At 60.4% G+C, this 12632-nt stretch carries 11 protein-coding genes; 4 read left to right on the forward strand and 7 right to left on the reverse strand.

Annotation, left to right across the window (positions count from 1 at the left end; genetic code table 11):
• Positions 1–24 precede the first annotated feature (24 nt).
• The 3 genes from iolB to ACA079_RS20340 form a co-directional block, all read right to left on the reverse strand.
• Positions 25–834 carry a 5-deoxy-glucuronate isomerase gene (iolB, locus tag ACA079_RS20330; protein ID WP_497700686.1) on the reverse strand — a complete coding sequence of 270 codons (810 nt, stop codon included), beginning with the start codon at positions 832–834 and terminating at the stop codon, positions 25–27.
• On the reverse strand, positions 834–1724 hold the full coding sequence (gene iolE, locus ACA079_RS20335; protein ID WP_497700687.1) for a myo-inosose-2 dehydratase: 891 nt from the start codon (positions 1722–1724) through the stop codon (positions 834–836). Before iolE ends, iolB begins: the two co-directional genes overlap by 1 nt.
• A gap of 135 nt (positions 1725–1859) precedes the next feature.
• A complete protein-coding gene (locus ACA079_RS20340) occupies positions 1860–3797 on the reverse strand; it encodes a bifunctional 5-dehydro-2-deoxygluconokinase/5-dehydro-2-deoxyphosphogluconate aldolase (RefSeq protein ID WP_497700688.1) in 1938 nt (645 codons plus the stop codon).
• 311 nt (positions 3798–4108) lie between these two features.
• Between ACA079_RS20340 and ACA079_RS20345 the strand changes: the two genes are divergently transcribed.
• Positions 4109–5029 carry a MurR/RpiR family transcriptional regulator gene (locus tag ACA079_RS20345; protein WP_033057626.1) on the forward strand — a complete coding sequence of 307 codons (921 nt, stop codon included), beginning with the start codon at positions 4109–4111 and terminating at the stop codon, positions 5027–5029.
• Between the two features lie 77 nt (positions 5030–5106).
• On the forward strand, positions 5107–5718 hold the full coding sequence (locus ACA079_RS20350) for a glutathione S-transferase (RefSeq protein WP_347804693.1): 612 nt from the start codon (positions 5107–5109) through the stop codon (positions 5716–5718).
• 216 nt (positions 5719–5934) lie between these two features.
• Here ACA079_RS20350 and ACA079_RS20355 read toward each other — a convergent pair whose 3' ends face one another.
• Positions 5935–6873, reverse strand: coding sequence for a hypothetical protein (locus tag ACA079_RS20355; protein WP_497700689.1), 939 nt, complete (start codon positions 6871–6873; stop codon positions 5935–5937).
• 278 nt (positions 6874–7151) lie between these two features.
• Between ACA079_RS20355 and ACA079_RS20360 the strand changes: the two genes are divergently transcribed.
• The gene (locus tag ACA079_RS20360) at positions 7152–7835 is read left to right on the forward strand and encodes a response regulator transcription factor (protein ID WP_033058247.1); all 684 of its coding nucleotides are present in this window, start codon (positions 7152–7154) and stop codon (positions 7833–7835) included.
• The gene (locus tag ACA079_RS20365) at positions 7813–9207 is read left to right on the forward strand and encodes a sensor histidine kinase (protein ID WP_497700690.1); all 1395 of its coding nucleotides are present in this window, start codon (positions 7813–7815) and stop codon (positions 9205–9207) included. Before ACA079_RS20360 ends, ACA079_RS20365 begins: the two co-directional genes overlap by 23 nt.
• A gap of 124 nt (positions 9208–9331) precedes the next feature.
• Here the strand turns inward: ACA079_RS20365 and ACA079_RS20370 are convergent, their stop codons facing one another.
• From ACA079_RS20370 to ACA079_RS20380, 3 genes are all read right to left on the reverse strand, one after another.
• Complete coding sequence (locus ACA079_RS20370) at positions 9332–10087, reverse strand: HvfC family RiPP maturation protein (protein WP_497700691.1); 756 nt, start codon at positions 10085–10087, stop codon at positions 9332–9334.
• The gene (locus tag ACA079_RS20375) at positions 10080–10919 is read right to left on the reverse strand and encodes an HvfB family MNIO-type RiPP peptide maturase (protein WP_497700692.1); all 840 of its coding nucleotides are present in this window, start codon (positions 10917–10919) and stop codon (positions 10080–10082) included. The genes ACA079_RS20370 and ACA079_RS20375 overlap by 8 nt, the downstream gene beginning before the upstream one ends.
• A 144-nt stretch (positions 10920–11063) precedes the next feature.
• The gene (locus ACA079_RS20380; RefSeq protein ID WP_497700693.1) at positions 11064–12398 is read right to left on the reverse strand and encodes an acetamidase/formamidase family protein; all 1335 of its coding nucleotides are present in this window, start codon (positions 12396–12398) and stop codon (positions 11064–11066) included.
• Positions 12399–12632: the final 234 nt, after the last annotated feature.

The following is a 12632-nucleotide window of genomic DNA, read 5'->3' on the forward strand; positions in this document are numbered from 1 at the left end:
TGTTCTCCGTGCAGATGTAGGAATTCAGAGATCCATCAGCCAGCTGTGCTGCGGATCGTTATGGAACTGCCAGACACGTTTCGGGCCGGCCATCACGTTCAGGTAATACGACTCGTAGCCGTACGGCACGCTGACCGGGTGATAGCCCTTGGGCACGACCACGAGGTCGCTGTTTTCCACGGCCATGGCCTGATCGATGCTGCGATCGTCGGTGTAAACCCGCTGGAACACGAAGCCCTGGGGCGGGTTGATCTGGTGGTAATAGGTTTCTTCGAGAAAACTCTGGTGCGGCAAATCGTCGGTGTCGTGTTTGTGCGGCGGGTAGCTCGACGAGTGACCCGACGGCGTGCGCACTTCCACCACCAGCAGCGAATGGGCCGGTTCAGTGTCCGGCAGAATGTCGCAGACGTAGCGGGTGTTGGCGCCTTTGCCGCGCACGCTGCGTTTCATGGTGTCGGGTTTGATCAGCCGTGGGCCGAGGCCGTTGCTCGTTGAACCGGGCGCGGCGCACACAGCGATTTGCACATCGCTGAGCGCGACCACTTGCGCCTGACTGCCGGGTGGCAAGTACGCGGCGAAGGGGGATTTGTCTTCGAACACCGACTGGCGATCGCCGATGTTGTCCCAGTCGAACGCGCCCTGCCCCGGCGCTTCACCCTTGATGCTGACCCGGCCGCTGAGCAGCACCAGGCACAGTTCTTTATCACCGGCGGAAACCGGCAGGGTTTCGCCCAGGCTCAGGCGGTAAGCGGCGAAGCCGACGTATTCCAGCTCACCTTTGCCCAACTCGACCATGGTCCGGCCACGTGAATTGCTTTTGACCAGCAGGCTCATCATTTAGTCCTCTCGTCGAGCAGCGCACGCAGGGTGTCGTAACCTTTTTTGGCGTAGACATAACTTGGCGCCACCGCTGGGTCCTGCTCGGCTTCAACCACCAGCCAGCCGTGGTAATCGGCAGCCAGCAGCTCGTCGAGCAAGGCACCGAAATCGATATCGCCATCACCGGGCACGGTGAAGGTGCCGTTGATGATGCAGTCCGGGAAGCTCCACAGGTTGTTGCGTGCCAGTTGCACCACCGGTTTGCGCACGTCCTTGAAATGCACGTGGCAGATGCGTTCGATGTGTTTGCGCAGCACCTGCAACGGTTCGCCGCCACCCATGTAGCAATGGCCCGAATCGAACAGCAGGCCGACTTCGCTGCCGGTCAATGCCATCAATTTATCGATGTCGGCCGGGGATTCGACGTAGGCGCCCATGTGATGGTGGTAGGCCAGGCGCACGCCTTGGGACAAGGTGAAGCGCGCAAGCTCGGTGAGCTTGTCGGCGTATTCCTGCCAGGCGTGTTCGGTGTGGAATCGCGGGCGTTCTACCAGCGGGATGCGCTGGCCTTGAATGGAATCGGCGACTTCACCGTACACCAGCACCTTGGCGCCGTTCTTCGCCAACAGCTCGACATGGCTGCCGATGGCGTCGATTTCTTCGGCCACCGAGCGGCGGGCCAGACGACTGGAATACCAGCCGGACACCAGCGCCAGGTCGTATGGCCGCAGCACGTCACCGACGCCTTTGGCATCTTTGGGGAATTTGCCGTTGAGTTCGAAACCTTCGTAGCCGATTTCCTTGCCTTCGCTCAGGGCGGTGCTCAGCGGCGTCTCGCCACCGAGGGACGGCAGGTCGTCGTTGCTCCAGGAGATCGGGTTGATGCCAATTCGAATAGCGGGCATGGCTGCACCTTTTATTGTTTTCTAAATGAGATCACTGCAAACCGACCCTGTAGGAGCAAAGCTTGCTCGCGATGCTTTTTGGCGTTCTTGAGGGCCCCATCGCGGGCAAGCCTTGCTCCTACAGATCTTCTGCGCTCAGGCGCGGGCTGTGCGCCAAGCATCAATCAGTTCGACGAACGTGCCCTGCACCTGACGGATCAGCGCTTCATCGTCGATTTCACCGGCCATCCACGCGCGGCTCGGCTCCTGGAAAATCGTCCGGCCGACTGCAAACCCGCGGCAAGTCTGGCTCTGGCGGGCTTGTTGAAACCCTTCGGCCAGTGCCGCTGCCGGTGCATTCAGCCCCAGCAACACCACGCCTCGGCAGTACGGATCACGCTCTTGAATCAGTTCGTCGAGTTGTTTCCACTCCTCGGCGCTCTGCGCTTCGATCTTCCACCACGCCGGGTAAATGCCCAGGTTGTAGAGGCGTTTCAGCGCGCGATACAACACGTCCGGATGGGTCGACGGATGATCCTTGGGCGGGATGATTTCCAGCAGCAGTTCATGACCACTGACCTGGGAGGCCTGGTACAAACCCTTGATCTGCGCTTCCTGTTCCAGTCGCAGCAACGGCTCATCGTCCGGGTGGAATTGCACCAGGCACTTGATAATTTGTTCCTGCGGCCAGGCGATCAGGTTGCTGCCGATGGAGCGCCCATGTTCGAAAGCCAATGGCCGCGAACCCTGCACTTCCACCGGACGCGCCACCCACCAGCCGCGACCGGTGGCGGCGTTCAGCGAGTCCTGGCCGAAGCGTTGATCGGCCAGCAGCCCGACATCGGCCTCGATGCCCTGCGCGCGCAAATCGGCTTCGACCCGCTCCACGGCTTTGATAAACAGTTGCTTGAGTTCGCCGATGGCGCTCAGGTCGCGACCGCCCTTGTGCGCCAGTTCCACCAGTTGCCCGCGATGGTCGAAAGCAAAAATGAACAGCTGCTTCCACTGTTTGCGCGGCACGCTGACCTGATGCAGACGCTGCAACACCGCGTCCTGATCCGGGCGAGTAATCGGCACCGGGCTGTTAAACAGATAGTCGAGTTCGGCGCGGGTCGGCATTGCCGGTGCGCAGGCATGGCGCGACACCACCAGACCGCCGCAGGCATTGGCCAACTGGCAGCAGCGCTCGTCGCTCGCATCCTCCAGCCAACCGGCGAGGAAGCCCGACATGAAGGCATCGCCGGCCCCAAGCACATTCAACACTTCCACCCGAACGCCGGGATAAATCGCGCCGTCTTCGAGACGCTCCGGAATGACGCCATGAATCACCGTGCAGCCTTGCGGGCCGAGCTTGACCACCAGGGTCGCCGCGCTCAGGCGCCGCACATTGCGCAGCGCGGTGAGCAAATCCTCGGAGCCGCCGGCAATCAGGAATTCTTCTTCAGTGCCGACGATCAGGTCGAAACGCGGGAGGATTTTCTGCACATGCTGGCTGACGTTCTGGTCGGCGACGAAACGGGTTTCGCCGTCGGCCTTACCGGCCAGGCCCCAGAGCACCGGGCGATAGTCGATGTCCAGCACCCGCTTGACGTTGTGCTTCTCGGCGTAATCCAGCGCCTGGATGCTCGCCTTGTAGACGCCGTCGGTGGAGAAATGGGTGCCGGTGATCAGCAAGGCTTTGCTGGAAGCGATGAAGGCTTCGCTGATGTCTTCGGCCCGCAGCGCCATGTCGGCGCAGTTTTCGCGGTAGAAGACCAAAGGAAAGGTTTCGCGATCCTTGAGGCCCAGCAGGACCATGGCGGTCAGGCGTTCCGGATCGACCTTGATGCCGCTGACATCGCAACCTTCGCGGGTCAGGGATTCGACCAGGAAGCGGCCCATATGGTCGTCCCCTACCCGGCTCAGCATCGCCGATTTCAGGCCCAGCCGAGCCGTGCCGAAAGCGATGTTGGCGGACGACCCGCCGAGGTATTTGGCGAAGCTTGAAACATCTTCCAACCGCGCCCCGACTTGCTGCGCATAGAGGTCGACGCCTAGGCGCCCCAGGCAAATCAGATCCAATTGACGCCCACTGGCAAAACGAGTCTGGCCCATGCTGGCTCCTGTTATTTTTATCAGCCTGCGTCCGGGGCGATGGTCGCGCCGAACACTCTTGGTGGATGCAGACTAAAACGTCCGGGACCGAACAATCAATAATTATTCTAAATATTTTTTATGTAGAATATTTTTTCCAATAAACGTTGGTACAGGCGTTTCAGTGGCAGTGCATCGTTTCAGCACACCTCGTACTGACCGCAAGCTCAAGATTTTATTCCGGCCTACCCTGTAGACTGCGCACAGCCAACCTATTGTCAGGGGATGACGCAATCCGTCCTCCCTATAAGAACAAGCCAGAAGGATTCCTTATGACCCGCACCGATCAGCCGGCGACGACCGAGAGCACGCCCGACAGCGATCTCGCCAGCCCCCCGATCAATGCCGAGCGTCTGCTGCAGCTGATCACCAACGAATACGAAAGCCTGCCGCGCCAGCTCAAACGCATCGCCAGTTACATGAGCCAGCAGAGCGACCGGATCATGGTCGACCGCATCAGCGACATCGCTCGCGAGTGCGAAGTGCACCCGTCGGCGATCGTGCGGTTTTCCCAGCGCTTCGGCTTCAGTGGCTTTAGCGAAATGCAGGCGCTGTTCCGCGAGGCCTATACCCACAAGACCACGCCGGTTCAGAACTATCAGCAGCGCATTCGCAGCATGATCGCCAACAAGTCGCAGAAGGCCAGCGGCGGCGACCTGGCGCGCGAGTGCATCAATGCGACCCTGTCGGGCATCGAACGGTTGGGGCTGGAACTCGATGACCAGGCCTTCGACAAGGCCGTCGACCTGGTGGTGAATGCCGACAATATCTACGTGGTCGGGGTGCGCCGTTCGTTCGCGGTGGCCGACTACCTGGTCTACAACCTGCAGCACACCAACAAGCGCATCCATCTGGTCTCGGGGCTCGGCGGCAGCTACCGCGAGCAGATGCGCAGCGTGCGCGCCAATGACCTGGTGATCGCCATCAGCTTCACGCCCTACGGCAAGGAGACCCAGCACTGCCTGCGCATTGCCCAGCACCATCAGGCCAAAACCCTGATCATCACCGACAGCAACCTCTCGCCCCTGGCCAAGCGCGCCAACACCGTGCTGCTGGTCAACGAAGGCAGCTCGTTTGCGTTCCGTTCGTTGAGTGCGACGCTGTGCCTGTGCCAGGCGCTGTTTATCGCTGTGGCCTATAGGCTGGAATTGAAGGTCGATGAGATCCACGAACAGGTCGGCTTCGAAGATTAGCGCCCACGCCGTTTGCAACTCGCTGAAGCTAAACTAAGGTTGTCCACCCCGAAATGGACATCTGAAGGAGCGGTTCAATGAAGCTGATCGGCATGCTGGATTCACCCTACGTGCGGCGCGTCGCCATCTCCGCCAAACGCCTTGGCATCCCACTGGAACACCAGTCGGTTTCGGTGTTTCGGCATTTCGAGCAATTCCAGCAGATCAACCCGGTGGTCAAGGCGCCCACCCTGGTGCTCGACGACGGCGAGGTGTTGATCGACTCGACGCTGATCATCGACTACCTGGAAGCCTTGGCCGGTCCTGGCAACAGCCTGATGCCCGACGATCTCGATCAACGCCTGCGCTCATTGCGCCTGATCGGCCTGGGGCTAGCGGCGTGTGAAAAGTCCGTGCAGCTCTACTACGAACGCAACCTGCGGCCAGCGGAGATTCAGTTTGAACCGTGGGTTGAGCGGGTCGAAGGACAATTGGCGGCCGCCTATTCGGCGCTGGAGCGGGAGCTGGAAATGCAGCCGCTGAAGACTGACGGGACGATTGCTCAAGACGGGATTACGTTGGCGGTGGCGTGGAGTTTCACCAACCTTGTGGTGCCGGATCAGGTGGATGTGAATCGGTTTCCACAGATCAGTGCGTTTACGGCGTATGCCGAAGGGCTTGAGGACTTTGTCAGTACACCGATCGAATAATGGCTTGAAGATCAAAAGATCGCAGGCTGCGCCAGCTCCTACAGGGATCCGCATACACCCGTAGGAGCTGGCGCAGCCTGCGATCTTTTGCCTTTGTTCCATTCCAGGCAAGTGCCCCAGCGTAAGTCAGTGCATGAACAGGGCAATCAGGATGATGATCGGGATCGGTACGCCGAGAAAGAACAGCAGTAATGAGCGCATGATAGTTCTCCTGGGTTAGCGAACAGGCAGTTGAGTAGTGGTCACGTAATCGTTGCTTTCCAGATACACCACGGCATCCCGACGACGGCCGCCAAAGGTTGCAGCGAGGCTGGCGAAAAACGCACCGATCAGCAGCGCAATGAACATCCACAGCGAAGTCCAGGCAGCGACTTTGGCAGCGGTGTCGGCGGCTTGTTGGGCGGCAAGTTTGGCGTCGGCCACGGCTTTTTGCGTGCGGGCATACACTTCATCAACGCGACGTTCCGCGTCCGCTTGAGTGAGGTTGGTCCGTTGGGCGACCAGTTGCGCCAGGTAGATGCGATCTTCGGCAGCCAGTTGACCGTTGTTGCTCAGGTTGCGCACGAAGATGCGCGTCACGGTGCCATGAACGGCGTCATCACTGACCGCCGCCGGACGGTCATCGCGGAACAGGCTGTCGACGAAGTAACCGTACTGGTCACTGTCAGTGTTGCCGACAGCCGTGCCGGCTGCTTGAGTCGCGGCACTCGCGGCGCCACCGACCATACTCGCCCCGGCCTGCACGCCACCGCTGACAATGCTGCTGACCGAGCCGACCACCAGCGTCGCCGTCACCAGCGTTGCCACGCACCAGGCCAGGAAGCCATGGGCGGTGTCACGGAAGTAAACCTCATCACCGTGCATGTACGCCCACTTCACCCGCAGACGACCGGCGATATAACCGCCAAGCCCCGACGCCACGATTTGCGTAGCGGCCAGCCAGACAATCGTTGAAATGCCCAGGCCCTTGGCGCTCACCCCTTCATTGGCCCACGGCGACACCGCCGAAAAACCCAGGCCAAAGCCGAGCAGCACGAGAATCAACGATAACGCCGCCGCAGCAGCAGCCCCCGCGAAGATCGCCCCCCAGGACACGCCAGAGAGCGTGCTCGTTTCTTCTGCGACAGGATAGAAACCATCAGAGGATCTATTCATTGTTATATCGCTCCAGGCAGGAAAGATGGTGTTACAACTCTTCAACGGAGGAAGTGCAGTCCCCGTGCCAGTCGCCGACTTTAAATAAATCGCTGGTTTTCAATCACTTATAAAGTTTGAACTTCCAATGGCCATGCAATTTGCAAGAAACCGGCATTAGCAGCGTGTTTTATGCATTGATCAAAAAGGTACCTGCATGAAGTTTTATTTAGAAAGCCCGCACCCATTTCTTGGCAAAATGCCGCTCAACGTTGAGTACTCCTAATCAGGCCCGCCCTATGACCCGCATCTTGACCATCGAAGACGACGCCGTGACCGCCCGGGAAATCGTCGCCGAACTGAGCAGCCACGGCCTCGACGTGGATTGGGTCGACAATGGCCGCGAAGGTCTGGCGCGCGCGGTCAGCGGCAACTACGACCTGATCACCCTCGACCGCATGCTGCCCGAGCTCGATGGTCTGGCGATTGTCACCACGTTGCGGACCATGGGCGTGGCCACGCCGATTCTGATGATCAGCGCCCTCTCCGACGTCGATGAGCGTGTGCGTGGCTTGCGCGCGGGCGGTGACGATTACCTGACCAAACCGTTCGCCACCGATGAAATGGCCGCCCGGGTCGAAGTCCTGCTGCGCCGGCAGAACACCGTGACCGCCCAGGCCACCACACTGCGGGTGGCGGATCTGGAGTTGAACCTGATCAGCCATGAAGCCAGCCGCGACGGTCAGCTGCTGACGTTGTTGCCCACCGAGTACAAGTTGCTGGAATTCCTGATGCGCAACACCGGGCAGATTCTGTCGCGGATGATGATTTTCGAAGAGGTCTGGGGTTACCACTTCGACCCCGGCACCAACCTGATCGACGTGCACATCGGCCGGCTGCGCAAGAAGATCGACCCGCCAGGCAATGTCCCACTGATTCGGACCGTGCGAGGCTCGGGTTATGTCATTGCTGAACCCCTCTAACGGCTGGCGTTCATCCAGCAGCCGTTTGCTGGCGCTCTACAGTTCGCTGTTCGTGATCTGGAGCGGGATTCTCATGGGGGTCATGTACTACGATGTTTCCTCTTATCTGGACAACCTGGCCAAACACTCTCTGATGCAACGTCAGCATTTGTTTTCGCGCTTTCAAGGCGAACAATTGATGGACGCCCTCGCCGTCAGCATGACCTTCGACATTCGCGGCATCGACGCCTATGGCCTGTTCGATGGTCAGCATCGCTACCTCAATGGCGCCCTGCGGCACATTCCCGAAGGCCTGCCGCTGGACGGCAAGATTCACATGCTCAGCGACTGCGCCGACTCCGACGACCCGACCCTGCCCGCCGACAGCTGCGACGCGGTTGCGACACAGACCAAGGACGGCCGCTGGCTGATCCTGGTGCGGGACAACGGTTCGTTGTTCGCCGTCACCCGGATCATCCTCCACGCGTTGTTCTGGGGTGTGACCCTGACGATCCTGCCGGGCATCGTCGGTTGGCACCTGTTGCGGCGGCGTCCGTTGCGGCGGATTCGTGCTATCCAGGCCAGTGCCGAGGCCATCGTCGCCGGCGACCTGACCCGCCGTCTGCCACTGTCCAATCGCCGCGATGAGCTGGACATGCTCGCCGCCATCGTCAACGCCATGCTCGAACGTATCGAACGCTTGATGAACGAGGTCAAGGGCGTCTGCGACAACATCGCCCACGACCTGCGCACACCGTTGACGCGCCTGCGGGCGCAGCTGTACCGGATTCAGCAACAGGCTGATGAGGGTTCGACGCTGGCGGTGCAACTGGACTCAGTGCTCGGTGAAGCGGACACCTTGATGGCGCGTTTTCGAGGGTTGTTGCGGATTTCCGAGCTGGAAGATCGTCAGCGGCGTTCGGGTTTTGTGCAGCTGGATCCGGTGCCGTTGTTGCAAGAGTTGCACGACTTTTATCTGCCGTTGGCGGAAGAAGGCGAACTGGTTTTCAAGCTGCAACTGCCGGAGTCGTTACCTTCGCTGAACGGTGATCGAGCGTTGTTGTTTGAGGCGGTGGCGAATTTGTTGAGCAACTCGATCAAGTTCACGCCGCCGGGTGGCGAGGTGATTTTGCGGGGGGTCAATGAGGGTGGGCGTACGCGGATTGAAGTGCTCGACTCGGGTTCCGGGATTCCGGAGGCAGAGCGGGAGGCAGTGTTCCAGCGGTTTTATCGTGCCGATGGTGGTAATCAGAAAAGCGGGTTTGGGCTGGGGCTGTCGATCGTAGCGGCGATTGTGAGCCTGCATGGGTTTACGCTTGAGGTGGGCACCAGTGAACTTGGAGGGGCGCGGTTAGTGCTGGATTGCCAGCAAAGTTTGATGCCCCCCGCTTGATCGTTCCCACGTCGAGGCGTCGAACCGTCCGCGTGGGAATGCAGCCCGGGACGCTCCGCGTCCCTTTCGAGAGCTGGAACGCGGAGCGTCCCTTGAGGCATTCCCACGCAGAGCGTGGGAACGATCATGCCAAGCCCACCACCCCTTCTTCATGCATCTGCCGCAACAACACCGCCCCACTTTCCATAAACTCCGGCGACCCAGCCATCCCCGCCTCCACCGCCAATCCTTCCAGCTGCTCACGCCCGTCCAGTTGAGGAAATTCCTCAATCCGCTGCAACAACCGCCACGCCAGCGGGCTCAGTGCAGAAAACTTCACACTCCAGTCCTCAGCCCGACGCACCAGCAACAATGTCGGCTGAGCCGGCGCTGTCTGCGGTTGATGATCCGGCCCCACCAACTGCACCGGCCAGGCATACGCCAACGGCCAGGCCAGCGGCGAAACCTGCAACGGTCGGTCCAGCAACAACCCGGCATCGCTCAGCGGCAACGGTTCCGCCTCGGACTGCTGCAACGCCATCTCGATCCATTCGTAATGCGCCAGTTCCACCATGAACGGCGGCCACGACCCTTCGGCCAACGCTTGCGGCTCCGAGGCCAGGAACTCGACAAACTCCTTGGCGATCTCGCCGAATTTCGGCGTGTGCGCGCGGTAGTCGCGCAGGAAAATCCGAACCAGTGAACGCCAGTGTTCATCACCGAGAATCTTGATCAGCGCCGGAAAAGTCCCGCCGAGCAATGACGACAGGTTTGCGAAAATCAGGTCGCGGTAAACCTGCGCCCGTGTCACGTCCATCCCGGTCGGTGGCGCGCAATGATCGGGATCGCGCAGGTAAAGACCCAGGGTGTTTTGTTGCTGAAACAGGCTCGGCTTATCCACGGTTCACCCCCTCGGTTTGCAGGCGGCGAATGGTCTGCAACTCGGCCACCAGTTCGGAAAATGCCGGAAAGTTGAAATCCCGTTCCAGCAGCGTCGGCTGCGCGCCGAATCGAGCGTAAGCCTCAGCCAGCAACGACCAGACCACCGGTTTCACCGAGGCGCCATGGGTGTCGATTTTCAAGGTGTCGGACTCATCGAAATGCCCGGCCACGTGCATGGCCACCACCCGGCCCGAATCGATGCCGGCCAAAAAGGTCTGCGGATCGAAACCGTGATTGATCGAGTTGACGTAGACGTTGTTGACGTCCAGCAGCAGGTCGCAATCGGCTTCGCGCAGCACCGCGTTGGTGAAGGTCACCTCGTCCATGTCTTGCTGTGGCGCGGCGTAGTAGGAGACGTTTTCCACCGCCAGGCGCCGACCAAGAATGTCCTGGGCCTGACGAATTCGCGCGGCAACGTGATGCACCGCTTCTTCGGTAAAGGGCAGCGGCAGCAGGTCGTAAAGGTGACCGTCATCGCTGCAGTAGCTCAAGTGTTCGCTGTACAGCGGCACCTTGTATTGATCGAGGAAAATCCGGACTTCCTGCAGAAACCCGACGTCCAGCGGTGCCGGGCCTCCCAATGACAGGGACAAGCCGTGACAGGACAACGGAAAACGCTCGGCCAAGGCACGCAGCGCATGACCATGAGCGCCGCCGATACCGATCCAGTTCTCCGGCGCAACTTCCAGAAAATCGAAATCGCCCACACGGGCTGCCTGAAGGTCCTTCATTAAACCGCGACGCAAGCCGAGCCCGACGGTCGCCTTCGCTGATGTGATGGGGGTCTGCATGATCTCGATCTCAATGATTGTCAGGACGGAATCACAGTTAACCGAAAGGGTGTATCGGGTCTGTGTTCCGCTCTGGCAGAAAATCGCAGCGGTTGTATCGCCGGCGGGTCTGTACACACTGTGGTACAGACCCGCCGTTGCGCGTTACGCCAGGTCGTACTTCTCGCGCACCAGATGGCCAATGCCGATGCGATCCAGCACGGTCATCGGGCACAGGAACGTCACGCGCACGGTGCCCGGCAAGCGGCTAATGTCGATCGAACCGGTGATGGTCGCGCGGTTGAGCACTTCGTCGTATGGCAGACCGGTGACCGAGGCGGCGCGTTTCAAGCCGTTCTCTACTGCGACGTTGAGGTTCTCGCCGCTGCCGATAAAGGTGATCGGCCCGCTCTGCTCGATGTCGTGCTGACCCCAGCGCTCGCCCAGCTCGCGGACTTTCTGCCGCTGTTCGGCATTCATCGGCCGAGCCATGGGCGGCAAGTCGTCGAGGTTTTGCAGCAGGATCGGCCCTTCCAACGTCAGGTTCTTCACCACCTCCACCACTACTTCAGTTTCCCCGGAGCAATCGGTGGCATGCCCGGCGATCTCGCCGTTGCCCTGCTGGGCGTGCATGTCGCCCATATACACGCCGGCGCCTGGCACCTTGACCGGGCAGATCAACACGCAGCCCTCGCGGATCGAGTTGGTGTCCATGTGACCGTCGGTCTTGGCCGCGTGAAGTTCTTCGCGGGTCATGCCGAAACGGTGCGGCGCGCCGATCAGGTATTGGCCGAAATCGGCGCAGTTATGGGAGTCGGGCAAATCTCGGGACGGCGTGGTGCCGATGTTGCCGAGGAACGGCCGCATGTGCGCCGCCACACCGGGGATGTCGGCGCGCGCCAGGGACAGGATCGAATGTTGCGCGGCGAATTCCGGCAGCGCCGACATCTCGGCTGCGTTACCGGCCAGTTGATTGGCGACGTCCTGATTGACGGTCAGACTGACCTGATTCTGCGCATCGAACACAATTACGTAGCCATGGCTGAAGCGAAACGCGCTGACCTCGGCGCCACAGGTGTTACAGCGAATCGCGTCCTCGCCGATGCCTTCGACATGGCTGGCCGGGTGTTCGGTGCCGCACTTGGCGCAGAATTTGGAAACGAACGGATCGCCGTTGTAGCGACCTTCAACGAATTTCATCACCCCGGACGAAGTGGCCAGCGAAGTGACGCGCATGCTTTTGATCTTGATCGCCACCGCGTCGCCGATTTCCGCACCGGCGATGGCCACCGGTTGCGTCACTTCGTGGCCACCCTCGAAGGCCGGCGTGATCATCGGCCCCCAACAGCCCGGCGGTGTGCCGGTGATCAGGGTGCCGCCGTCGGCCAGTGGCCCGAGCATCGGCTGGCTTGGGCCGATGATGCCGCTGGTGTAGTGGTCGACGCGCAGGCGATTGACGGGTGTGGGTTTCAGGTCGGTTTCAGGCAGGAGCGTGGTCATTGTTGTCCCCTTCACGGTGTATAGGGTGCCAAATGGCCTACGCAGTTCATCGCAGGTTTGTATCTCGCCTGTGTTCGGCAGTGCCACGGTGTTCGGGGGAACTGTATCGGGAAGCCAGTTAGATACAGTGCAATACACACCACAAATCCCTGTGGGAGCGAGCTTGCTCGCGATGGCGGTGGGCCAGGCAACATCCTTGTCGACTGATAAACCGCTATCGCGAGCAAGCTCGCT

The sequence above is a fragment of the Pseudomonas sp. LBUM1645 genome (genome assembly GCF_059716185.1).

Excerpts from the sequence above, each read along its gene's own strand:
- ACA079_RS20365 (WP_497700690.1), top strand. The coding sequence starts at position 7,813 with ATGTCATTGCTGAACCCCTCTAACGGCTGGCGTTCATCCAGCAGCCGT.
- ACA079_RS20380 (WP_497700693.1), bottom strand. The coding sequence starts at position 12,398 with ATGACCACGCTCCTGCCTGAAACCGACCTGAAACCCACACCCGTCAAT.
- ACA079_RS20345 (WP_033057626.1), top strand. The coding sequence starts at position 4,109 with ATGACCCGCACCGATCAGCCGGCGACGACCGAGAGCACGCCCGACAGC.
- ACA079_RS20340 (WP_497700688.1), bottom strand. The coding sequence starts at position 3,797 with ATGGGCCAGACTCGTTTTGCCAGTGGGCGTCAATTGGATCTGATTTGC.
- ACA079_RS20375 (WP_497700692.1), bottom strand. The coding sequence starts at position 10,919 with ATGCAGACCCCCATCACATCAGCGAAGGCGACCGTCGGGCTCGGCTTG.
- iolE (WP_497700687.1), bottom strand. The coding sequence starts at position 1,724 with ATGCCCGCTATTCGAATTGGCATCAACCCGATCTCCTGGAGCAACGAC.
- ACA079_RS20360 (WP_033058247.1), top strand. The coding sequence starts at position 7,152 with ATGACCCGCATCTTGACCATCGAAGACGACGCCGTGACCGCCCGGGAA.
- ACA079_RS20355 (WP_497700689.1), bottom strand. The coding sequence starts at position 6,873 with ATGAATAGATCCTCTGATGGTTTCTATCCTGTCGCAGAAGAAACGAGC.
- iolB (WP_497700686.1), bottom strand. The coding sequence starts at position 834 with ATGAGCCTGCTGGTCAAAAGCAATTCACGTGGCCGGACCATGGTCGAG.
- ACA079_RS20350 (WP_347804693.1), top strand. The coding sequence starts at position 5,107 with ATGAAGCTGATCGGCATGCTGGATTCACCCTACGTGCGGCGCGTCGCC.